Consider the following 21,804-nt stretch of genomic DNA (forward strand, 5'->3'; position numbering starts at 1 on the left):
CAGCCACGATCTACGCCGAACGACCGCTCACTTCCCCTTCACCAGCTCGAACACCACGTTGCGCTGCCAGGCGAGGCGGCCAGGGACCTCCGGTCCACGCCTCCCTCACCGCCTCCTCGCCCGCTCATACGCCCTCAGCCACCGCCCCGCCATCACATCGAGGCTCTCCCTCAGCCAGTCGTCGAGCTTGCCGAGGTCGAGCCCCGCGAACGCCTCCGCGTGCTGCCGCGCGAGGATGCTCACCTGCGCCTCCAGCACCGCGCGGAGATCGCGCTTCGACAGGTTCTCGATGTCCACCGCGGCCCGCCCCACGCGATCCCGGAGCAGGTACACGCTCCTGCCGACCTGCACCTCCACGTAGAACGGCACCTCGAGGCCGCGCCATATCGACGCCTTCGCCCGCTCGAGCCTGTCCTCGTCCTCGTGCAGGAAGTTGTTCCAGCTCGTCGCGGCGTGCGTCGTCTCCTTGAGCTCCAGGAGGCGCAACCGCCGCTCTCCACCCCGCTCGCGCGCGAGGATCAGGTACCGATCGAGCCCCCCCGAGCCGCCCGAGTCCCGATCCCGATGGGCGAGCTCGAGCACCTCGACGTCCGCCGGCGGCCCGAGCCGCCCGATCGCCTCGAGCAGCCGCTTCCCCGTCCCGGCCTCCGCGCGCGAGAGCTTCAGCGCGGGCTTGTCGAACCGGAACGCCTCGCCCTCGGTCCACTTCTCGAGCTGGCGCGCGTCCCTGGCCGCGACGTCGGGGTACAGGGCCTCGGGGAGCTCGCGCAGGGGCTGGTGGCCCTGGAGCATGTCCTCGTACAGCTCCATGAGCTCGCAGAGCGCCTTGCGGTCGTCGAGCAAGAGCCGGAGCACCGTGAAGTACCGCAGCACGTCCAGCGCGGCGAGCCCGGGGCCCGCGTCGTCGAGATCGTTGAACACGTAGCGCGGACCGACCGTGAACGTGACGAGCCCGAAGTTCTCGGGGTGCGCGTCGCCGAAGCACAGGCAGCGGCCGCCGGGCACCCTGCCCCGCGGGACGTCGAGCAGATCCACGTGCCACGCCTGCGGGAAGCTCCGCATGAACCGCATCGGCGAGCGCGACGCAGCCTTCCACTTCTCCTCGAACTCGGCCGGCTCGACGTGCGGATTCACCGCCCGGAAGAACGCCCGGGTGAGCTCCTTGACGGGCGGCAGATCGCTCTCTCGAATGGGTTGCATCGCGTCTCCTGTGACCGGACGCGGGACGCGCTCGCAGGGGCGGCCCTCCGCCGCCTCGCGAGCGCGCCGCCGCCCGCGCGCCGGTCTCGTAGCACGCGCACGGGCAGACCGTGAGGAAGGAGATGGACAGCCCGGCACGCGCGCGGGCGGACCGTGAGAAGGGAGAGGGACCGCGCGAAGGCCGCCGCTTACGGGGCGGAGGCGGCGACGTCGCACGTGAACGACGAGAACGGGTCGAACGACGCGACGAGCACCGTGTAGACGCCGCTCTCCGGACACACGAACGACGCCTGCGGGCAGTAACCGCACGCGTCATCCACCGAGGCCAGGGCCTCGAGGGCGGCGCACCCGGACGCGCCGTCGCACACCCGGAGCATCGGATCGCCCCCGCAGGTGCCGGCAGGGCAGCCGCAGCCCACGGTGATCGGCGCGCCAGGGGTGCACGCCACGCCCTCGTGGCCGGGCGCGATCGACCAGCCGCAGTCGCGCCCCTCGCCGCCCACCGGAGAGGAGCAGGTCGCGAGCGGATCCCCGGGGACCGTCGGGACATCCTCCGGGATGGTCACGGGGACCTCGATCGTGTTGTTGCCGTAATCGCTCTCCGGCAGCGTGCGATCGGCGTTGATCGTGATGCGGAGGTCATAGTCCCCCGGGACCACGCCGGTGATGTCGACCCACTGGCAGTCGAGGCCGGCGCCGTAGATGTCGCTCCAGCCGCGCTGGATGCCCTGGAAGCCGCAGTGATAGCGCGGCGTCGTCGGCGACCCCGGGATGCCCACGGGCGAGCTGTCGAGCAGGCAGAACGCCTGCTTGTGGCCGGTCGCGACGACCGCGCCCGTCCCGTCGAGGAGCTCGTACCGGGCGTACCCCTCGAAATGATAGTGGCCGTGGCACGAGGAGAACTCGAAGCCCTCGACGAGCGTCGGATCGCCGAGGATCATGTCCGCCTCGCCGACGTTCGGCGTCTCCGTCGAGAAGCGCATCAGGCGACGATCGCCCGCCCCGCCCACGCAGCCCTCCACGATCGCGCAGCTGTCCGCCGGGAAGGCCTCGTGGCCGATGCTCAGGCTGAGCTGCGCCTCGTCCGCGGAGACCGTCAGGTCGGGCAGCGGGCACGTCTCGCCCGGCCCGAGGCTCGTGCAGGTGCCCATGAAGCCCGCAAGGCAGCACGTCTCGCCCGACCCGCACTCGCTGTCGTCCGTGCACAGCACCGACTCGGCGGGCCGCTGCTCCTCCTCGACCTCGATCACGATGTCGAACGAGCCCTGGTCGAGCACCACGTCGTCCGCCCCGACCCGGAAGCGCAGCGCGACCGTCGTGTTCTGGTTCGCGAACACGTCGAACCAGACGGGGTTCGGCGAGAGGAGCTGCGCCTCCACCGGCTCGATCGAGCTGTCCAGGTTCAGGCGCTCGAGCCGCCAACCCTCCTGCAGAAACGTGTAATAACCGCCGGGCGGGACGGCCGCGCTCAGGCGAAACCGGTTCGGGTCGTCCTCGGTATTGAAGAAGATCGTGTCCTGAGGGCCCTGGACCATCACGATCCCGTCGCGCAGGCGGTACGTGTTGCCAGAGGCCGCCGAGCCGATCAGGTTCAGCTCGAGCTGTCCGGTCTGCTCCTGCTTTCCTTCCTCCTCTCCTACGCACCCGGCGAGAGCGATCATCCCAAAGAGCGCAAATTTCGTGAGCTTCATGTGAGCCGCGGTCCTCCTCATTCACTCCACCCCAAGATCCTTGATGCTCTCACCGCACCAGGTCCTTCACAGGGAGATCGGGGTACGCCCGAAATTGTCAGGTGCTCACAGGTTTCCGACGCTGTCCACCGACGCGCAGGACGCCGTCCGACGAAAAGCAGCTCTCCCGACGCGCTCTCTCTCGACGCGAGTGTCTACTTGACAGTTCTAGTGTCGCGATCCAGGATGCTCCCCGTGACGACGTACAAGCTCGACGAGCTCGCGGGCGAGGCGGCCGTGGCGCCGCGCACGGTGCGGTATTACGTGCAGCGCGGCCTCCTGCCGGCCCCCGAGTTCCGCGGGAAGGACACCTCCTACGGGCGAGAGCACCTCGCTCGGCTCCGTGCCATCAAGGTCCTCCAGCAGGCGCACCTGCCGCTCGAGGAGATCCAGGCGCGCCTCGCTGGCGCCGGCCTGGACGAGATCGAGCGGCTCGCCGCGGGGGCGCCGCCCGCCGCGCAGGCGGCTCGCTGCGCCGGTCCGGAGGCGGCGGCCGCGGCAGAGCCCCCCGCCGCCGGAGCGCCGCGCGGCGGGCGCTGGGAGCGGGTCGAGATCGCCGACGGGGTGGAGCTCCACGTGCGGAGCGACGCGCCCGAGCGCTCGCGGCGCATCGCCCTCGATATCGAGTCTCGCTACACACCCCTTGCCCCGAAAGGCTCGCGATGATTCCGACCACCGATCCCTCGCGCCCGGCGACGACGCCGATGTCGTGTCTATGCACCTCGGAGGGCCACCCGGTCCCGCTGCTCGGCGTCTCCCTGTCGGGGGAGGTCTTCGGCGGGGTGGCGCGGCTCGTGGTGCGGCAGCGCTACCGGAACGAGGAGCGCCGGCCGATCGAGGCGATCTACACCTTCCCGCTGCCGAGCGAGGCGAGCATCGCGGGCTTCGCCATGGAGTGCGCCGGCCGCAGGCTCGAGGGGGAGGTCAAGGAGCGGGAAGAGGCGTTCCAGGCCTACGATGAGGCCATCGCCACCGGCCACGGCGCGGCGCTGCTCGACGAGGAGCGGCGCAACGTGTTCACGGCCAGCGTCGGCAACCTCCTGCCCGGGGAGGAGACGGTCGTCGAGGTCGCGTTCGTGCAGCCGCTGAAGGCCGACGAGGGGGCGCTGCGGCTCATGATCCCGACCCTCGTCGCGCCCCGCTACATCCCCGGCGCGACCGGGGGCGAGCGGACCGCGCACGGCGTCCACGAGCCCACGGACGAGGTGCCCGACGCCGACCGCATCTCCCCCGAGATCGCGCGGGTCGACTACGGCATCACCGTGGACATCGTCTTCGATCTCGGGCGCGACGTCGCGATCGAGAGCCCCTCGCACGCGCTCGCCGTGCGCCGCGAGGCGGGGGGGCGACAGCGCGTGTCGCTCCGGAGCGACAAGGCCGCGCTCGATCGGGACATCGTGCTGATCGCCGCGGGCGCGCCGGGCGTGCAGGCGGGCCTGGTCTGCGACAGGGCCGCCGGCCGGGAGGGGACCTTCGCCCTCACCGTGGTGCCGGACCTGTTCGACGCGCAGCGGTCGTCCGCCCGGCGCGACGTCGTGTTCGTGGTCGACGTGTCGGGCTCGATGCAGGGCGAGTCGATCGACCAGGCGAAGCGCGCGCTCCGCCTGTGCCTCCGCCACCTCGCCGAGGGAGACCGGTTCGGGGTGATCGCTTTCTCCAATGATTTCCGGGCCATGCAGCCGTCGCTCGCCCCCTTCACGCAGCGGACCCTCGAGGCCGCCGACGCGTTCGTCGAGGGCCTCGTGGCGTCCGGCGGCACGGAGATGCTGAATCCGCTGCTCGCCGCCGTGGGCATGCTCGGCGAAACGGACCGGGACCGGGTGATCGTGCTGTTGACCGACGGTCAGGTGGGCAACGAGGCCGAGATCGTCGACGGGGTCGCCGCGCTGGGCAAGGGGGTGCGGGTCTACACGTTCGGGATCGGGACGAACGTGAGCGAGCTGCTCGTGCACGACCTCGCGCGCCGGACGCAGGGCGCCGCGGAGCTCATCCACCCGGGCGAGCGCATCGATGAGAAGGTGACGGCGCAGTTCGCGCGGGCGACGGCGATCCGGGTCACCGGGATCGAGGCGCGCTTCGAGGGCATCGACGTCGGCGAGCTCGCGCCGGCCGAGCTCCCGGCGCTCGTCGACGGCGAGCCGTGGGTGCTCCACGGCCGCTACGGGCAGCCGGGGATGGGGCGCGTAGAGCTGCGCGGGAGCCTGCGCGGAGAGCGCTTCCACCTCGAGGTGCCGGTCGAGCTCGCGGCGGAGGCGTCGCGGCCCGGGCTCGAGGCGCTGTGGGCGGGCGCGCGGGTGCGCGAGCTCGAGGCGTCGGAGCGAGGGCTGTCCGGCAAGCGCGCCGAGGCGATGCGCAAGCGCATCGTGGATCTCGCGGTCCGGCACCGGGTCGCCTCGAAGCACGCGTCGTTCGTGGTGATCGAGCGGCGGACGGGCGATCGACGGGCCCACGGGCAGCCCGAGGCGAGGCCGGTGCCGGTGAGCGCTCCGGCGGGGTGGGGGATGTCCAGCCGCCGCGGCCCGGTAGCGCCGGCCGCCGCGTTCGCCGCGATGCCGAGGAGCAGCGGCGGTCCGAGGTTGGGCGGTCCTGTCATTATGAGGGCCAGGGCCGTCGCGCCCGCTCCGATGGCGGTCCACGACGACCGGTCGATCGACGCCATCGAGTCGGCGCCGGCCGCCCGCGGCGGCCTGCTGTCGCGCGCCAAGCAGCTCTTCCAGCCGAGCGCCGCGGCCGGATCGGCGGGCGCCGCGGCCCCCGCGGGCGCCGTCGCGCGCTGCGGACCCGGGGGAGCGCAGCACGGGTCCGGGCCGGGAGCGCCCCCGTCGCCGGCGCCGAGCGCCGCTCCCGGAGGGGCCGAGCCGCAGGGAGCCGGCCTGGGGCGCGTCTTCGAGGAGCAGCTCGCGTCCGGGCTCTGGGAGCGCGGCGAGTCGACCGATCTCGGCCGGCTCACCAGCACGGCGCTGTGCCTCGCGGCGTGCCACGAGCAGGGCATCGACTCGGCCCACCCCATCTACGGCGCTCAGGTGGTCAAGGCGGTCGAGGCGCTCTGCGGGCTGGCCGAGTCGCTCCTCCAGCGCGGCGGCGCCGACAGGGAGGTGGCCGCGGCGCTCGCGGCCGCCTACCTGGTCGCGAGCGGCCGGCGGCTACGGGCGCGGGTCCACGACACCGTGGCGGCCGCCGCGCCGGACGCGGTGCGCGCGGTGCTGGGCGAGCTCGGGGACGCAGGGGAGCTCAGGAGAAGGGTCGAGGCGCTGCGGGGCGCGTGACGGGCTCGCCGCGGACGACCGTCCGCGGCCGCGCTCGGCTCGCTTTCAGGGATACGTCTCGTCCGCGCTCTTCACGCCGGCTCCCGGGCGGGCCTCTCCGGCGGGGCGGGCCTCTCCGGCCGGACGGGCCTCTCCGGCCGGGCGGGCCTCTCCGGCCGGACGGGCCTCTCCGGCCGGGCTCTCCGAGATCTGCGCCGTCCCCTCCACCACGATCTCCAGGCGCGCATCCTGCGGCTGCGCGGGGGCACCGCCGCCCGCGTCGGCCGGCGGAAGGTCGGCGAAGCTCGCCAGGCTCAAGCGCGCGACGGGCAAGCCGGCCTCCTTGGGCTGCCCGAGGAAGAGCAGCACGGCGCGCGCCTGGGCGACCGTCACATCCCAGCCGTTGCGCCACGCCACGCCCGGCGTGCCGCTCGCCGTGTGGCCGACGACCTGGTAATCGAGGCCCTTGAGCGGCTCGTTGCTGCGGATGATCGCGGCGATGTCCCGCAGGATCTTCTCTCCCGCCGGGGAGAACGCGTCGCGGTTCCCCTTGAACAGGACCCGCGTCGGGATCGAGATGACCACGCGGCCGTCGCGCGGCGCGACCGTGACCTCCCCGGCGGCGACCGGGAGGAACGCCCTCAGGACACCGCTGTCGCGCTCGGACGGCGGGCGAGCCCCGGCCGGCTCTCCGCGCTGCGCGCCCGGGGCGGCGCCGAGATCGAGGCCCTCCGCGCCCAGCGGATCTTCCGCCGACACCCCCGCAGCGCCCCCGCGCGCGGCGTCGTCTTCCAGCCGGCGAACGCGCTGCTGGGTGGTCTGCAGCTCGCGCTGAAGGCGCTCGGACCGGTCCAGCTGGGCCTGCATCTCGAACTCGGTGTAACCGCACCCGACGAGGAGCGCGGGCGCGAGCAGCGCGGCAAGCCGGCGCGCAACACGAGCGCTCCGGACGGGGAGGGAAGGGGAGACCCCGGCGCTTCCCTTCACGCTCACCTCTGCGACACCCAAAGCAGGCAATTGCACTTGGCAGGCTCCTTCTCGCCGGATCATCCGGATCCATCCTCCACGCGCCGGGGCGCTGAGCGGCGGGAGCCTATCCGAGCGGTCCTGGTCCCACAAGGCGCCCGCCGGGCCCCGCCGGAGCGCGCGGGCGCAGGACCGCGCCGACCGCGTGCCGGAAGAGCCCGGGAGCGAGCGCGAGCGCGGACAGGAGGCCGTCCCGGAGGCGCGGGCGCCGCGCGACGAAGAGCACCGCGCGCGTCGCCACCGCGTAGCGCAGGAAGGCCTGCCGGAACACGCGGGCATAGGCGGCGAGCGGGGCCGCGCCGCCGCCGCGCAGGGCCGCGTCGAGGGCGGTCGACAGCGCCGCCGCGCCGACGAGCGCGAGCGAGATCCCCTCGCCGGTGATGGCGTCGATGTAGCCCGCCGCGTCGCCGACCAGCACGAAGCGGTCGTCGTGGAGCCGCGAAGACGCCCGCTCGAGCGGGCCGCTGCCCCGCGCCGTCGAGTCGACAGGCGCGCCCGCGACCCGCTCGGCCAGCGCCGGGAAGCGGCGCACGAGGCGCTCGGTCGACGCGCGCCCCCCGAGGCGATCGCCGTCCCACAGGAACGCCACCCCGACGCGCTGCGGGCCCGCGGGCGTCACGTACGCCTCGACCCCGTCGCCGAGGTGCACCTCGACGAACGACGACCACGGCGCGCACCGGAAGTGCTGGCGCAGGCCGAGCCGGCGCGGCCCCGAGGGCGGCGCGTCCCAGCCGAGCGCGCGGCGCACGCGCGAGCCGAGCCCGTCGGCGCCGACGACGTAGCGCGCCTCCACGACGCGCCGCCGCGTGACGAGCCGCGCGCCGCCCGCCGTCCGCTCGACATCGAGCAGCGTCTCGCCCGCAGCGAGCCGCGCGCCGGCAGCGCGCGCCCGCGCCGCGAGCGCCGCGGACAGCGCCGTGCGGCGCACGCCGAGCCCCCCGGGCGCCGGCAGCGGCGCCTCGACGCGCAGGCCGTCCGCGCGCAGGTACCGGATGCCCTCGATGGGCGCTCGCTCGGCCGGGTCGAGCTCGGACAGGACGCCGAGCTCCGAGAGCGCGCGGCAGCCCTCCGGCATCACGCCCTCGCCGCACGCCTTGTCGATCGGCCACGTGGACTGGTCCAGGACGAGCACGTCATGGCCCCGCAGCGCGCAGCCGATCGCGACGGCGAGGCCCGCCGGCCCCCCGCCGACCACCGCGATGTCGCACCGCGCGATCACGGCGCCGAGGGGCGCTCCGGTGCAGGGCGGCGGCCCGGCACGAGCCGCGGCAGGCCGCCCATCCGCGCCGCGTACGAGGGCCCGAGCGCCTCCTCCTCTGCGCGGATGCGCACGTGGAGCACGGCCGCGTTGAGCGCGCTGAAGACGAGCGCGGTCAGCCACGCGCCGTGGATCATCGGGATCGCGACCATCTCGACGATCACGGCCGCGTAGTTCGGGTGGCGCAGATAGCGGTACGGCCCGCCGGAGACCGGCGCCGCGCCGGGCACGACGATGATCCGCACGTTCCACTGCTCCCCGAGCGTGGCGATGACCCAGTACCGCATCGCCTGCGCGAGCAGCGCGGCGGCGAGCGCCGCGAGGCCGACGAGCCCGGGGAACGGCCGGTCGAGCGCGTCGACCTCGATCGCGCACACCGCGAGGAAGGCGGTGTGCATCAGCGCCATCACCCGGAAGTGCCCCTGCCCGACCTCGACGCCGCCCTTCGCGAAGGCGCGCCGCGCGTTGCGGCGAGAGATGAAGAGCTCGGCCAGCCGCTCGAGCGACACGGCGCCCAGGAAGCCGAGGTAGAGGAGCTCGGAGGTCACCATCGCAGCAGCGCGATCTCCGAGCAGAAGCCCGGGCCGAACGCCATCATCACGCCGTAGTCGCCGGGCCGGGCGCTCGCCTCGTCGAGGACGTCGCGCAGCACGAACAGCACCGACGCGGAGGACACGTTGCCGAGCTCGCGCAGCGAGCGCCACGAGCGGGCGAGCGCGTCCTCGGGCAGCTCGAGCGTCTCGGTGATGGCCTCGAGCACCTTCGGCCCGCCCGTGTGGACGATCCAGTGGCGGATGTCGCCGCGCGACAGGCGGTGCCGCGCGAGGAACGCGTCGACGTCGCGCCGCACGTGCTCGCGCACGAGCGCCGGGACCCCGGCGGAGAGGACGACCCGGAAGCCGGTGTCCACGACGTCCCACCCCATGATGTGCTCTGTCTCGGGGTAGAAGACGGCCTGCGCGTCGAGCACCGCCGCCTCGCCCGGCCGGCCGGCCTCGCGGGCGGCCTGCGCGCCGCGCGCCACGACGGCGGCGGCGCCGTCGGCGAAGAGCTGCGCGGCGATCACGTTCGCCGCCGAGGTGTCGTCGTGCTGCAGCGTGAGCGAGCAGAGCTCGACCGACAGCAGCAGCGACGTGTGCCCCGGGAAGGCGCGCAGCGTGTCGGTGACGCGCCCGACGCCGGCCACGCCGGCCACGCACCCGAGGCCGAAGACCGGCGTGCGCTTGATGTCGCGCCGGAAGCCGAGCCGGTTGACGAGCCGCGCGTCCAGGCTCGGCGCCGAGATGCCGGTGACCGAGACGAAGACGATGTGATCGATGTCCTCGGGCCCGAGCCCCGCCCGCTCGAGCGCGGCGCGACAGGCGCGCTCGCCGAGCTCCAGCGCGCACGCGTTCCAGCGGCGGTTCTGCTCGGCGAACGTCGAGTCCGCGTAGTAGGCGTCGAGCGGCAGCGCGAGGTGCCGCCCCCGCACCTCGATCGACCGCCGGACCCGCTCGACGAGCGCGAGCGCGTCGCCCTTGCCGGCCCAGAGCCGGCGCAGCCCCGCGCACGTCTCCTCCTGCGTCGCGTAGTGCGGCGGCAGCGCCGTCCCCACCGCGGCGATCGTCGGCGCAAACGACATCTCCACCCCCCCCTCGAAGCTCATGGCGCGCGGCAGTCTCGCACCGAGGCAGGCGGCCGGCCACGGCCATTTCGGCCGAGCTCGCCGGCGAAGCTTCACCGAGCGTTGCCGCGAGGCGCGAGGAAGGTGCGCGCGCTTCACGGTTGATCCATGCCGCCCGCTGCGCCAGAGGTCTCCCGGGAAGGACGAGCCTCCGGGGCCCCGGCGCTCGTCGCACAGCAGACATGGCTCAAGGTTACCTCTTCCTCATCATCGCCCTCGTCTTCAACGCGACCGCGAACATCCTCATGAAGCTCGCCTCGCGGCGCGTCCCTCCGATGGAGGGGCTGACGCTCGTCGAGAAGGGGCTCGCGCTCGCGACGAACTACCACCTCGTGCTCGGGCTCGTGCTCTTCGCGTCGAACATCCTGTTTTACGTCCTGGCGCTCAAGCGCATCAACCTGTCGATCGCCTATCCGATCATGTCCTCGGGCGGCTTCCTGATCATCTCGGTCTTCTCCGTCTACTACCTGCGCGAGACCCTCACGACGCTGCAGATCGGCGGCATCGTCCTGATCGCGGCGGGCATCGCGATGGTCGCGTACAACATGAGCTAATCCGTCGCGGCGGCTGTGATAGTTTGCCGGTCGCACGTCGCCGTGCGCCCATGCGCGCTCGCCTCGGAGGAAACATCCATGCCCGACCGATCGATCCCGCGCGCCCTCCTCGCCGTGCTCCTCGCGGCTGCCGGCTGCGGCAGCGCCGCGGCAGACGACAGCGCGCAGCCGGCGCCCGGGATGACCTGCGAGGGCGGGGAGCCGATGATCCGGACCGAGCTCTTCTTCGGTCTGGATCGGTTCGACGAGCCCCCCGTCACCCAGGAGGAGTGGCAGGCGTTCGTCGACACGGTCGTGACCCCGCGCTTCAGGGACGGGCTGACGCAGTTCGACGTCGACGGCCAGTACCTCGCGACCACAGATGAGCTGATCCGCGAGGACAGCCGGCTGATCATGCTCCTCCACGGCGGCAGCCAGGCTGTCTCGGACAGCATCGAGGCCATCCGCGAGGAGTACAAGGCACGCTTCAACCAGGAGTCCGTGCTGCGGATCGACGAGCCCGTCTGCGTCGATTTCTGACGGTCGGGACATGGCTGTCTCGCCTCTCTGGCGTGAGCCGGTCCGCGAAGATTCTTGACCTGAAGGGATCGCGCGACAAAGCTCCTCGTCCGCTGGCCAGCCCTCGATCGCCCACGATCGAGGGCGGCGCCGCGTGGCGCCCGCTCTTCGCTCGTCGGAGGATGGCGCTCGAACCCAAGGCGCTCGACGCGAGCGCCCCCTCGCGGGCTCCGATGAGGCCATGCCCGCAGTGAGGCCGATATGCGATCTCTCTCGCTCTCCGTGCCGAACGCCTTGCTCCTCGCCGGCGCGCTCGCCGCCGTCTCGTGCGGCCGCGAGAGCGATCCGGCGGTTGCCGGCGCTGATCCGGGTCCGCCGCTCCCGGCGCAGGGCGGCGCGGCGGCGGTGCGATCGGCCCCGGCGCCGGGCGTCGCGGTGCCGGACGAGGAGCTCGTGGATCAGGACGGCGCGCCGGTGCGTCTCCGCGAGCTCGCGAAGGATCGCGTGCTCGTGGTGAACTTCGTCTTCACGACCTGCACCACGATCTGCTCGCCGATGACGGCCATCTTCGGCCGGCTCCAGACCGAGCTCGGCGACGCGCTGGAGCGGGACGTGCGGCTCGTCTCCATCTCGCTGGACCCCGCGACGGACACGCCGGAGCGGCTGAAGGGCTATGCGGAGAAGTTCGGCCGGCGGCCGGGCTGGGTGTTCCTGACGGGCAGCCGCGAGCGGGTGGGCCGGGTGCTCGACGCGCTCGGCGGACGCGCGCCCATCAAGGAGCAGCACACCCCGATCACGCTCATCGGCCGCGCGGCGGAGGGGCGCTGGACGCGCATCGACGGCATCGCGCCGCCCGCGCGCCTGGCCGAGGAGGTCCGGGCCTCCCTCTCGCGATGGCCGGCGGCGCAGAGCGCGGGCGGGCGGCGGCTGGATGATCCATGGCGGAATTTCTGACGCGCGGGATCAGGCCCAGTCCCTTGTCGCTCGAGTGCGCCCCTGGGCCCTGCTCCCCCGGCGCCGGCTCAGCGATGACTACTCCAGGGTCGGAGTAGCCCACTCTCGCCACTCTGACAGGTTGCCAGTTGCCTTGCTCGCTGCCGAAATAGCGCCGGCGCTGTCTCCAGTCCTCGTCAAGAATTTACGGATGTTCTGCCGCAAGGGCTCGTTCCATTCCGTCTGCTGGTGAACGACCCGAACCCGTCACCTGGCCAATAGGTCTCGCCGTAGGCGCTGCTCGGGCTCTGGGCGTTTTCTCCGGGGATCCCGCGCCATATCGGGACGCCGCCGCTGCCGGACTCGATCGGCAGGGTCAAGGCGATGCGCTGATCGAAGGCGCCTATCGTGAATGCGCCCTTGCCGAAGTGGGAGCACCCCGAGACCCCGATGCCATCCGCTCTGAGGAGGTCGCCGCCCGACGCCTCGAGGACATCGATGATCCGGCTGAAGTGCGACACATGCCGGCACAAGGGCTGAAGTCAGGAGGGCTCGCTGGAAATTCATAGGCGTTCTCACCTTCACGCTATGTGAAAAATTCCGACGTAAGGATCTATCGGCCTGGCGCAGATGACCGGGCTCTGCAGTCGACTCGCTCCAGTGATCCTTTCCGCTCACCGCGGAATCGATTTTGCGGGCGAAGGGATTGGGGCAGAGCGCGATAGTGACAATCGCAAGCAGGTACGATGACGCTGTTTGTTTACAGTTCGACGGTCGATTCGGAGCGCCGTCCGGCAATTCCGTGATCCGGCGCCTCGCCGGCCGAGCTGCTGTCCGCACGATGCGCAGCTGTACGATCGTTGCGCAAGATCTCGTGATCGGGCCGAGGCGTCGAAGGACCTTTGCGGCCACCGCCTCGGCGTTCTCTCGCGACCGGCAGCATGGCCGCCAGCTTGCAATGTCCTCGCGTCGAAGCTCCCGGCGCGCGCCGGGGACGCGACTTCAACGTGACAAGCCACACATCGAGGACAACGACTCATGAACCGATCGCGCCAGAACCGAACATCGCAAACGATGCATCGCCTCGCTCCGCCCGGCATCCTGCTGCTCGCCGTCGGGCTCTCTCCCGCGTGCGCCGTGGAACCCAGCTCGGACGAGTCCGGCGCAGATGAGCTGCTGGGCGGGCTCGCCGCGGCGCCCGGGCCGTGCGGTGAGCGCTCGAGCGGCAGGACCCTCACCGTCGCTCGCTCGGGCGGCGACCACCGGACGATCCAGGCCGGCCTCGATGCGGCGGCCGCAGGCGACACCGTGCTCGTGAAGGCGGGCACCTACAACGAGAACGTCTCCTTCAGGAGGAGCGGCACGGCCGCGGCCGGTTGCATCACCCTGAAGGGCGAGGCAGGCGCGATCCTCGACGGGAGCGGCAAGAGGGGGGTCGGAATCAACATCTCGAGCAAGAGCTACATCCGGGTCGCCGGCATGACGGTGCAGAACTTCAAGGGCGCCGACACGCCGATCGGGATCGGCGCGAGCGGCAGCTCGAGCTTCCTCGAGATCCGCGACAACGTCGTGCACCACATCGAGAGCTCCGAGGACGCCCACGGCATCGCCCTCTATGGCACGTCCGCGACGCCGATGACCGAGATCCTCATCGACGGCAACGAGATCCGGGACTGCAAGCTCGGCTCGAGCGAGTCGCTGGTCCTCAACGGCAACGTCACGAACTTCGTTGTCTCGCGCAACACGATCCACGACAACGACAACATCGGCATCGACTTCATCGGCTTCGAGGGCCACGGCCCGGCGGGCTCGGATCAGGCGCGGAACGGCGTCTGCGTGGACAACATCGTCTACAACATCACCTCGGCCCGGAACCCCGCGTACGACGGCGAGCGGGCCGCCGACGGCATCTACGTCGACGGCGGCAGAGACATCGTCATCGAACGGAACAAGGTCGATAACAGCGACATCGGGATCGAGGTCGCCAGCGAGCACCGGGGGAGGACCACCAGCAACATCACGGTGCGGAACAACTTCGTGTCGCGGAGCTACCAGGGCAACATCATGGTCGGCGGCTACGAGACCAGCGTGGGCAACGCGGCGAACATCTCGGTGCTCAACAACACCCTCTACCAGGCCGCCGGCGGCGAGATCATCATCCAGAACAACTCGGACGGCGTGCTCATCCAGAACAACATCCTGTATGCCAGATCGGGGAACGACTACGTGAGCAGCGGCAGCAACAACAGGAACGTGCGCGTCGACAACAACATCTTCTTCGGCGCGAGCCGCAGCTCGGCAGGCGACTTCACCGACCCGCGCGCGAGGTTCGTCGATCCGCGGCTGGTCGGGCCCCCGTCCGACCTTCACCTGACCAGCGGCTCACCCGCCGTGGACGCAGGCATCGATCTGGGCGGTCAGAGCGGGACGTCCGACATCGACGGCGCCCCGCGGACGGGCGGCGCGCGCATCGACATCGGCGCCGACGAGCGCTGAGGCAGGCGATCGAGCAGGCCGCGCGCACCGGCCTCCGGCAGAGCGTCGTCTAGACGGCACCAGCGGATGCGGCGGCTCCTCGCGCCGACGCGACCGCTTCCCCTCGCGCCGCGCGGTCGGTTAGAACACCAATCATGTTGAAACCCGGAGAATTTTCACAGGGAGGCGAGGAGGCGGGGAGGAAGAAAAAAAAGAATCTCTCCCTCTCGCCGTCTCTCGCTCCCCGCCTCCTCGCCTCCCTGTGAAATTTCTGCTTTTTTTCGGGATTTCAACCCGTCTGTCGCTCCAGCCGCCTAGCCGCCGGACCGGGCCCGGCGCCCCGGCCCCGGCGCGCGCGACGGCTCGCCGGGCCGCGGGCCGCGCTGCTCGGCCGCTCCGCGCCGCCGCTCCTCCTCGGCGGCTCGCGCTTCGTTCAGCGCGAAGAGCCGGTCGATCACCTCATCCTCGAAGGCGCTCGCCGCGCTCCGCTCGCGGGGCGTGACCGGCGTGGTGTACGGCGGAACCTCGATGTCGCCGAACCCGTACGCGGCGAGGACGGCGCGGTCCATCTCCTCGTGGAGACGGCGGAGCTCGACGACGCCCGGGCGCGCGCAGGCAGGGGCCTTGAGGAGATTGTACATGGCGGTCAGGCCCTCTCCGAGCTCGACCATCAGCGCTGCGCGCGCGGTGTAGAGGCGCTCGCCGGCGGCCTCGACGCGCCCGCCCGCGGCCAGGTGCTCCGGGTGAGGGAAGGGGAACGTCTCCACGCAATCCGACGGCGCATACCGGAGGCCCTCTCCCATCGTCGAGGAGAGCAGGCGCGCCCACGACTCGTGCGCTCGCGACTGGAGGACCGCGAAGCGCGCGTAATCGTCGATGGCGAACACGCACAGCTGGTCCGAGAACGTCCGCCCCGCCGGCTGGAAGGCGAAGCACAGGTGCTTCGTCACCCGCGCCGCGACGAGGCAACGCCCGAGCGGCGCGATCGTGCGCCGGAGCTCCGGACGCGGGTTGGCGAACTGCCACCATCGGGCCCGGTGGCCCGCGTCGACCCCGGTGAGCCTCAGGCGATCCCGCGCCGGCTTGACCCGACTCCGCACGATCGACAGGAGCGCCGGCCAGCGCCCCGCGTCCTCCAGCCCGCGCTCGCCGAAATCGATGACGTGGCGGTGCGGGCTGTGCGAAGGCGACGAGTTGACCTCCTCGCCGCCCAGGAACGGGCGGAGCACCTCGCCGGCCGCCGGGTCGCCCGCGCAGAGCCCCCGCGCCTCGCCGTCGGTGAGGACGAAGCCGTCGCCGCGGAGGAAGCAGCCGATGAAGCAGAGATCCCGGCTGGACTCCAGCGGCCTCGGGTCGGGCCGCTCCGGCATCGCGCGCAGGTGGGAGTTGATGTGGCGCACAGGGAGCCCGTCGAGCCGGGGCGGCGGGACGCCGTCGGCCGGCGACATACCCACGGCGAGGTGGACGACGGCGACGTGGACGGCGGCGTCCCCGGGCCACGGGACGCTGCGCACCGCGTGGTAGATGACCGCCCGCCCCGCCTCGACGAGCGGCTTCAGGCCCGATCGCCGGGTGTCGCCCTGAGCTATCGTGTTCGTGGCGATGAGCCCCACCGTGCCGCGACCCCCGAGCAGCGCGGCCGCGCGGCGGAAGAAGTGGGCGGCGAGATCGGTGTTCTTCGTGGCGCCGTGCAGCTGCTCGAGCCACGCGGCGTAGGTGTCCCCGTGATCCGTCGAGATCCGCTTTCCCCCGAGGAAAGGCGGGTTCCCCACGAACGCGTCGAGCCGCGCCGGCCGCGGCGCGCGATGGCCGTCCGGACGGCCCGGGCGCGGCTCCTGAAACACCTCCGGGAACTCCAGGGCCCAGTGGAGCGGCGGCAGGGGAGGCGCCCTGCTCGGCGCGCCCTCCCCCGGCGCGCCCTCCCGGAGCGCCCGCTGCATCGCCAGGAGCTCTTCCGGAGGCGGCCCTCCGCCGCGGAGCCACGCGATCGCGAGCTGTGCCCGCCGGTCGCGCTCCTTCAGCCGGTCCCTGTCCTTCCCGTGCGCGAAGAACGCCCCCACCACGAGGTCGCCGAGGAGCCGCGCCCGGCCGATCGCCTCCTCCGCCGCGCGCGCGAGCCGCTCCCGCTCGCGCGCCGCGCCGCCGTCCCCGAGCCCGGCGAGCTGCTGCCGCAGCGCGATCGCCCGCTCGATGGCGCTGTCGATCGCCTCGCAGCACGCCGGCAGCGGCGCGGCGGGCTCCCAGTGGAAGCCGCGCAGCTGGGCGAGGTCGAGCCCCACCAGCGAGTCGCCGTGCCGGAGGGCGTGATCGACGAACGTGAACGGCTCGTCCCGCGCGCGCGTCACGAGCCAGAGCGACAGCCTCGCCAGGCTCACGGCGAAGGGGTTTTTGTCGGCGCCGTACAGGCAGCGCTGTGCCACGAGCCGCCGCGCCTCGCCCACGGCGTCCTCGCCCGACCGGGCGAGCCGCTCCGCCGCGGCCGTGTCGCCGCGCGCCGCCTCGCGGGTCCAGGCGGCCACCACAAGGTCGGCCAGGTACCGGCACGCCTCCATGAGGAACGCGCCGGACCCCATCGCCGGATCGCAGATCGCGAGCCCGAGGAGCCGCGCCGACGCCGGCTCCTCGCCCAGTTGCCGGAGCAGGGGAAGTAGCGGCAGGAGCGGAAGCAGTGGATCGAGCGGAAGCAGCGGATCGAGCGTCCGCGCGACGATGGGCGCGGACAGGCTGCGCGGGGTATAGTGAGAGCTCGTGCGCCGCCGCTCGGCGCCCGGCTGCAGGAAGAGCCGCCCCGCCCCGAGCACCTCGGTGTCCCTCGCGCGCAGCGGGCCGAGCGCCTCGAGGAGCGCGGCCTCGGTCCTCGCGCCGGCGAGCGCCTCGCCGAGCTTCCTCGCCTCGCGCCGCGAGAGCCCCGCCCGCTCGGCGAGCCACGCCGCCCGCCGCGCCGTCGGCTGCGCGAGCGCCTCGGCCGCGCTCACCCAGACCCGCTCGGGCCGGAGGCACACCGTCGGGCCGGCGGCGCGCTCGACCCGGTAGCCCATGAGCGCCTCGTAGAGGCCGCCGAGCTGCTCGACGTCGAGCGCCTGGTACGACAGCGGCCGCCCGTCGAGCACGAGGAGCCGCTCGAGCACCGCGTGCACCGTGGCGTCGTCCACCGACGGCGCTTGCCAGGGACCACCGCTCGCCACGCGCTCCAGGAACGGGTAGCGCTCGGGGTCGAAGAGCTGCCCTCGCCGCGCCGGCAGGGTCAGCTCGGGGCGGGAGATCCCGTGAAACACGGCGTGGAACAGCGCGACGAGCCGCGCCCACGCCCCGAAGCGCCGCCGCATCGCGGCCGGGCGCGCGCCGTGCTCCGCCGCGAGCTCCCGGAACAGCGGGAGCACGCCGAGGTGCGCCGCGTAGTGCGGGTGCTCGACCGGCAGGAGCCCGCGGGCCTCCGCGTGGAGCAGGAACACGAGCCGGAGGAGCGCGGTGAGCAGCCCGCCGTAGAGGTGCTCCGGACCGCGCGCGAGGGCGTCCTCGAGCGCGTCCGGCCCGTCGCGCTCGGCCGCGTCCTCGAAGCCGCGGAGCAGGACGCCGAGCGCGTCAAAGGCCCGATCCGCGAGCGCGCCCGCGACGTCTGCCTGCTGCGCCCTGCTGTCCCCGGGGACGGGCTGATCCATGCGGAGCCCCGGAGTGTACGCGAGCGCCGCGCGATCCGCTGCAGGTTCTGCCTGGCGAACGTCGCGAGCGGCCGGACCGCCGGCCGAGCTCGAATGGAGCTGTTTCAGTCTTCCTCGCGCGCGCTCCCCGGGCGCTTGACGGCCGTCGGGCGGAGCCCAATAGGACGTTTCCCAAGCTCATTCCTGGCGCCGTGATGGGGAAGAATTCGAACACAGAGGATCTGAGCCATAGAGGTATAGAGGACGCAGGGTTTCCTCGTCCTCTCCTCCGTGTCCACCGCCCCGGTGACGCGGGAAGCCGTCGACCAGGTCGACGATGATCTGCCCTGAGCTCGACATCCGAACGCACCCCTGCGTCGCTCCTTCAGGCTTGCTGTGCGTTGCGGCGCACATCCTTTGCTTCCCTCTACCTGCTACCTGCCTCCCTACGGCCTACCTTCCACCTGCCTTCGACCTCCATGAGCTCCCTGTCGCGGAGCTCGCGCGCCTGTTCCGCGCGCGCTCGCTGTCGCTGCGGGGATGGCGTCTCCACTCGAGGCTGCGCGCTCCGGCTGCAGGCCTACCAGCGCCAGCGCCAGCCCGCCTGCATGCCACCAGCGTCGTGGCCTCGAACCTCATGGAGGATCCGGGCGCGCCGGCAAATCATCGCGACCGACAGGGACCAGGTGCGTGCCTGTTGCAAATTTCTATTGGAGGTCCCGCCGACTCTCATGGTAGGGTGGTCCTGCTCGGGGGGAGACGCCCTGTAGATAGGTGGAAGAGGGGGAGTCATGCTGGCCATGCGCGATGGCACGGCCGCGCCATGTCCGCTGAATCGGATCGAGGGGGGCAACGATGCGTCGGAAGAAGATTCTGCTGGTCGACGATTCTCAGACCATCTTGCGTATCGAGCAGACGGCGCTGAGCAAGCACTACGACCTCATCACGGCGAACGACGGCGGCCAGGGGATCGAAGTGGCCTTGGAGCAGCGGCCGGATCTCATCCTCCTTGATGTCGTCATGCCGCACATGAACGGGTTCGACGCCTGCCGGCAGCTGCGCGCGGATGATGCGACGCGCAGCACGCCGATCCTGCTCGTCACCAGCCGGAGCGATGTCGCGCACATGGAACAGGGATTCCGGTGCGGCTGCTCCGATTTCGTCACGAAGCCCATCGACACGATGGAGCTCCTGGAAAAGGTCAGGAACTGCCTTGGCGACTGACACGGCGGCGAGGGCATCCGAGGGCACACGTCTCGCCCCTTCCAGCGGCGACGATGGATCCGTACCCCTGCCCGACGATGTCGGCGGAGAGGAGAGGACCAGTCCGTCCGACCCAAGGGCGCCGTCCGCGTCGGTCGGACCGCCCAGCTGGCGCTCGCTGCCGGCGGAGGCCCAGCACATCATGCCAGGCCAGCTGTTCGCCTCGCCCGAGCCGACCATGGTGACCACCATCGTTGGGTCCTGTGTGGCGATCTGCCTCTGGGACGCTGCCACCGGCATCGGCGGGATGAACCATTACGTGCTTCCGGAATGTCCAGGCCAGAGGGTGGCGTCGGCCCGCTTCGCCGAGTTCGCATGCCAGCGCCTCCTCGAGCGCCTCGTGGAGCTCGGGGCCTCCAGCCGGGCGCTGCAAGCGCGCGTCGTCGGGGGCGCCTGCCTCATCTCCGCGTTCCGGGAGCGCGGCACCCACCTCGGCGCCCAGAACGTGGATGCCGGGCTCGCGTTCCTGCGCGCGGAGCGGATATGGATCGCCCAGCTGGACACGGGCGGCGACCGGGGACGCAAGATCGTCTTCCGGACGAGCGACGGCGCCATCTCGATCCAGCCCCTGTGAGCCGCATGGAGGATAGCGATCGCGACGAGCTGCTCCAGACGTTCATGCCAGAGGCGCACGAGATCCTCGACGAGATCGAGCGCGCTCTGCTGCAACTCGAGACCGGCCGCGACGCTCACGAGGTCCTCCAGCGCATCTTCCGCGCCACCCATACGCTCAAGGGGAGCGCCGGCTCGGTAGGCCTCGGCGCCTTGAGCGAGCTCGGGCACGCCGCCGAGGACGTCATCGAGGCGCTCTGCCGCGGCGAACTCCCGCTCTCGACGCCCGTGGTCTCGCTGCTGCTCGAGACGGTGGACGCAGCCCGCCGGCTCGTCGCCGAGGTCGAGCGGGGGCAGGCCGAGCGCAGCACCTCGTACAGAGAGGTCGTCGCGCGCCTGGAGGAAGCGCGGCGCGGAGGGCTGAAGGCGAAAGAGGACGCGGGGGCGGCGAGCGCGCGCCGCGCGACCGAGGATGACGCGGAGGGAGCGACGAGCCTCAAGAGCATCCGTGTCGCCGTCGAGAAGCTGGATCGCATGGCGGATCTCATCGGAGAGCTCACCCTGGGCCGGAACAGGATCGCTCGGACGCTCCACGCGGTGCGCGGCGATGCCGGCGCTGCGCTGCACGACGAGATGGAGGAGCAAGATCGGCTCGGCAAGGAGCTGGAGGAGGCGGTGCGCGCCGCGCGCATGGTGCCGGTCGGCCCCTGGTTCCGGCACTACGAGCGCACGGTGCGCGATCTCGCCCACGCGCACGGCAGGCAGGCGCGCCTTTTCGTCGTGCACGGCGACGTCGAGGTGGACACGGCCGTGGTCGAGCGGTTCCGGGACGCCCTGACGCACCTCCTGCGCAACGCGATCTGTCACGGCATCGAGCCGCCCGAGGCGCGGCGAGCCGCGGGCAAGGACCCCTGCGGCATGATCACCCTGCACGCCGCGCACGAGCGGGGCGGCATCGCGCTCCGGATCTCCGACGACGGCGCCGGGATGAGCCGCGAGCGCATCGCCGCCCGCGTCTGCGCGCTGGGGAGGCACCCGGCGCCCGAGACGCTCCCCGATCATGAGCTCTTCAGCCTCGTGTTCGAGCCCGGGTTCTCCACGGCGGCGGAGTCGTCCCACCTGGCGGGGCGCGGCATGGGCATGGATATCGTGCGGCGCAGCGTGGAGTCGATCCAGGGTACGATCCGTATCGAGAGCCGTGAAGAGCACGGCACGTCGCTGTCGATCCAGCTCCCGCTCACCCTGGCCACCATCGAGGGGCTCTCCGTCGGGATCGGCGGCGAGCGGTACGTGATCCCGCTCCGCGCGGTGCTCGCCTGCTGCGATCTGCCTCGCGGCACGCTCGCGCACGGCGGCGCCCAGGGGCTCATGATCCGGCGCGGACGCGCGCTGCCGTGCGTCCGCCTCCGGGCGCTCTTCGGGCTCGGCGGATCTCCCCCGCCGGATGAGCGCGTCGTCATCGTCGCGCACGACGGCGCCGAGGCCGGCCTCGTGGTCGACCTCCTCGACGGTGAGGGGCGCACGGTGGTCAAGCCGCTCGGCCAGCTGTTTCGCCGTGTCCGGGGCATCTCCGGCTCGACTATCCTCGGCGACGGCAGCGTGGCGATGATCCTCGACGTCGACGCGTTGCTCGGCGGCGTCCTCGGGGACCTCGGCCCGGTCGACGCCCCCGACGAGCGCAGGGCAGCGCCATCGGCCGCCGGAGGCAGCCCAGGATGAGCCGGCGTCCTGGCGCGCAGGGCGCCCGTTTGCCATCTCTCCCAATGGAG

General features: G+C 72.2%; 17 protein-coding genes. 9 read left to right on the top strand and 8 right to left on the bottom strand.

Annotated features, from left to right (window positions below; genetic code table 11):
* Positions 1-105: 105 nt before the first annotated feature.
* Positions 106-1,200 carry a DUF2252 family protein gene (locus WMF36_RS10905; protein WP_437579541.1) on the bottom strand — a complete coding sequence of 365 codons (1,095 nt, stop codon included), beginning with the start codon at positions 1,198-1,200 and terminating at the stop codon, positions 106-108.
* Between the two features lie 188 nt (positions 1,201-1,388).
* Positions 1,389-2,891 carry a lysyl oxidase family protein gene (locus WMF36_RS10910; RefSeq protein WP_437579542.1) on the bottom strand — a complete coding sequence of 501 codons (1,503 nt, stop codon included), beginning with the start codon at positions 2,889-2,891 and terminating at the stop codon, positions 1,389-1,391.
* Positions 2,892-3,116: 225 nt separating this feature from the next.
* On the opposite strand from WMF36_RS10910, the gene WMF36_RS10915 reads away from it, so the two are divergent.
* Both WMF36_RS10915 and WMF36_RS10920 read left to right on the top strand, forming a co-directional pair.
* Positions 3,117-3,596 (top strand): helix-turn-helix domain-containing protein, encoded by a 480-nt coding sequence (locus WMF36_RS10915; protein WP_437579543.1) that lies wholly within the window; start codon positions 3,117-3,119, stop codon positions 3,594-3,596.
* On the top strand, positions 3,593-6,196 hold the full coding sequence (locus tag WMF36_RS10920) for a VIT domain-containing protein (protein ID WP_437579544.1): 2,604 nt from the start codon (positions 3,593-3,595) through the stop codon (positions 6,194-6,196). The genes WMF36_RS10915 and WMF36_RS10920 overlap by 4 nt, the downstream gene beginning before the upstream one ends.
* A gap of 45 nt (positions 6,197-6,241) precedes the next feature.
* Here the strand turns inward: WMF36_RS10920 and WMF36_RS10925 are convergent, their stop codons facing one another.
* The 4 genes from WMF36_RS10925 to WMF36_RS10940 form a co-directional block, all read right to left on the bottom strand.
* Positions 6,242-7,198, bottom strand: coding sequence for an OmpA/MotB family protein (locus WMF36_RS10925; protein ID WP_437579545.1), 957 nt, complete (start codon positions 7,196-7,198; stop codon positions 6,242-6,244).
* Positions 7,199-7,268: 70 nt separating this feature from the next.
* The gene (locus WMF36_RS10930) at positions 7,269-8,420 is read right to left on the bottom strand and encodes an NAD(P)/FAD-dependent oxidoreductase (protein ID WP_437579546.1); all 1,152 of its coding nucleotides are present in this window, start codon (positions 8,418-8,420) and stop codon (positions 7,269-7,271) included.
* A complete protein-coding gene (locus tag WMF36_RS10935; protein WP_437579547.1) occupies positions 8,417-9,010 on the bottom strand; it encodes an isoprenylcysteine carboxyl methyltransferase family protein in 594 nt (197 codons plus the stop codon). Before WMF36_RS10935 ends, WMF36_RS10930 begins: the two co-directional genes overlap by 4 nt.
* Positions 9,004-10,104, bottom strand: a complete 1,101-nt coding sequence (locus WMF36_RS10940) for a type III polyketide synthase (protein ID WP_437579548.1) — start codon at positions 10,102-10,104, stop codon at positions 9,004-9,006. The genes WMF36_RS10935 and WMF36_RS10940 overlap by 7 nt, the downstream gene beginning before the upstream one ends.
* Before the next feature lie 200 nt (positions 10,105-10,304).
* Here WMF36_RS10940 and WMF36_RS10945 point away from each other — a divergent pair, with 200 nt between their 5' ends.
* The 3 genes from WMF36_RS10945 (at position 10,305) to WMF36_RS10955 (ending at position 12,128) form a co-directional block, all read left to right on the top strand.
* Positions 10,305-10,676: a DMT family transporter gene (locus WMF36_RS10945; protein WP_437489535.1), complete on the top strand. Its 372-nt coding sequence runs from the start codon at positions 10,305-10,307 to the stop codon at positions 10,674-10,676.
* A 78-nt stretch (positions 10,677-10,754) separates the two neighbouring features.
* Positions 10,755-11,195 (top strand): DUF3574 domain-containing protein, encoded by a 441-nt coding sequence (locus tag WMF36_RS10950; RefSeq protein WP_437579549.1) that lies wholly within the window; start codon positions 10,755-10,757, stop codon positions 11,193-11,195.
* Between the two features lie 240 nt (positions 11,196-11,435).
* Positions 11,436-12,128, top strand: coding sequence for an SCO family protein (locus WMF36_RS10955; protein WP_437579550.1), 693 nt, complete (start codon positions 11,436-11,438; stop codon positions 12,126-12,128).
* Between the two features lie 176 nt (positions 12,129-12,304).
* On the opposite strand, the gene WMF36_RS10960 is transcribed toward WMF36_RS10955, so the two are convergent.
* Positions 12,305-12,628: a glucuronyl esterase domain-containing protein gene (locus WMF36_RS10960; protein ID WP_437579551.1), complete on the bottom strand. Its 324-nt coding sequence runs from the start codon at positions 12,626-12,628 to the stop codon at positions 12,305-12,307.
* A 553-nt stretch (positions 12,629-13,181) separates the two neighbouring features.
* Between WMF36_RS10960 and WMF36_RS10965 the strand changes: the two genes are divergently transcribed.
* Complete coding sequence (locus tag WMF36_RS10965; RefSeq protein WP_437579552.1) at positions 13,182-14,603, top strand: right-handed parallel beta-helix repeat-containing protein; 1,422 nt, start codon at positions 13,182-13,184, stop codon at positions 14,601-14,603.
* 293 nt (positions 14,604-14,896) lie between these two features.
* Here the strand turns inward: WMF36_RS10965 and WMF36_RS10970 are convergent, their stop codons facing one another.
* On the bottom strand, positions 14,897-18,241 hold the full coding sequence (locus tag WMF36_RS10970) for a DNA methyltransferase (RefSeq protein WP_437579553.1): 3,345 nt from the start codon (positions 18,239-18,241) through the stop codon (positions 14,897-14,899).
* An 834-nt stretch (positions 18,242-19,075) separates the two neighbouring features.
* Between WMF36_RS10970 and WMF36_RS10975 the strand changes: the two genes are divergently transcribed.
* From WMF36_RS10975 to WMF36_RS10985, 3 genes are all read left to right on the top strand, one after another.
* Entirely contained in the window at positions 19,076-19,444 is a 369-nt protein-coding gene (locus tag WMF36_RS10975) for a response regulator (RefSeq protein ID WP_437579554.1), read from the top strand.
* 181 nt (positions 19,445-19,625) lie between these two features.
* Entirely contained in the window at positions 19,626-20,057 is a 432-nt protein-coding gene (locus tag WMF36_RS10980; RefSeq protein ID WP_437579555.1) for a chemotaxis protein CheD, read from the top strand.
* Positions 20,058-20,062: 5 nt separating this feature from the next.
* Positions 20,063-21,754, top strand: a complete 1,692-nt coding sequence (locus tag WMF36_RS10985) for a chemotaxis protein CheA (RefSeq protein WP_437579557.1) — start codon at positions 20,063-20,065, stop codon at positions 21,752-21,754.
* The last annotated feature ends 50 nt before the right edge of the window (positions 21,755-21,804 follow it).

This window comes from Sorangium sp. So ce887 (genome assembly GCF_051521455.1).
Lineage (GTDB): Bacteria > Myxococcota_A > Polyangia > Polyangiales > Polyangiaceae > Sorangium.

Bases quoted from the DNA above. Each gene is read 5' to 3' on its own strand.
- WMF36_RS10935 (WP_437579547.1), bottom strand. From the start codon at position 9,010: ATGGTGACCTCCGAGCTCCTCTACCTCGGCTTCCTGGGCGCCGTGTCG.
- WMF36_RS10950 (WP_437579549.1), top strand. From the start codon at position 10,755: ATGCCCGACCGATCGATCCCGCGCGCCCTCCTCGCCGTGCTCCTCGCG.
- WMF36_RS10905 (WP_437579541.1), bottom strand. From the start codon at position 1,200: ATGCAACCCATTCGAGAGAGCGATCTGCCGCCCGTCAAGGAGCTCACC.
- WMF36_RS10975 (WP_437579554.1), top strand. From the start codon at position 19,076: ATGCGTCGGAAGAAGATTCTGCTGGTCGACGATTCTCAGACCATCTTG.
- WMF36_RS10945 (WP_437489535.1), top strand. From the start codon at position 10,305: ATGGCTCAAGGTTACCTCTTCCTCATCATCGCCCTCGTCTTCAACGCG.
- WMF36_RS10980 (WP_437579555.1), top strand. From the start codon at position 19,626: ATGCCAGGCCAGCTGTTCGCCTCGCCCGAGCCGACCATGGTGACCACC.
- WMF36_RS10915 (WP_437579543.1), top strand. From the start codon at position 3,117: ATGCTCCCCGTGACGACGTACAAGCTCGACGAGCTCGCGGGCGAGGCG.
- WMF36_RS10985 (WP_437579557.1), top strand. From the start codon at position 20,063: ATGGAGGATAGCGATCGCGACGAGCTGCTCCAGACGTTCATGCCAGAG.
- WMF36_RS10955 (WP_437579550.1), top strand. From the start codon at position 11,436: ATGCGATCTCTCTCGCTCTCCGTGCCGAACGCCTTGCTCCTCGCCGGC.
- WMF36_RS10920 (WP_437579544.1), top strand. From the start codon at position 3,593: ATGATTCCGACCACCGATCCCTCGCGCCCGGCGACGACGCCGATGTCG.
- WMF36_RS10940 (WP_437579548.1), bottom strand. From the start codon at position 10,104: ATGAGCTTCGAGGGGGGGGTGGAGATGTCGTTTGCGCCGACGATCGCC.
- WMF36_RS10910 (WP_437579542.1), bottom strand. From the start codon at position 2,891: ATGAAGCTCACGAAATTTGCGCTCTTTGGGATGATCGCTCTCGCCGGG.
- WMF36_RS10970 (WP_437579553.1), bottom strand. From the start codon at position 18,241: ATGGATCAGCCCGTCCCCGGGGACAGCAGGGCGCAGCAGGCAGACGTC.
- WMF36_RS10965 (WP_437579552.1), top strand. From the start codon at position 13,182: ATGCATCGCCTCGCTCCGCCCGGCATCCTGCTGCTCGCCGTCGGGCTC.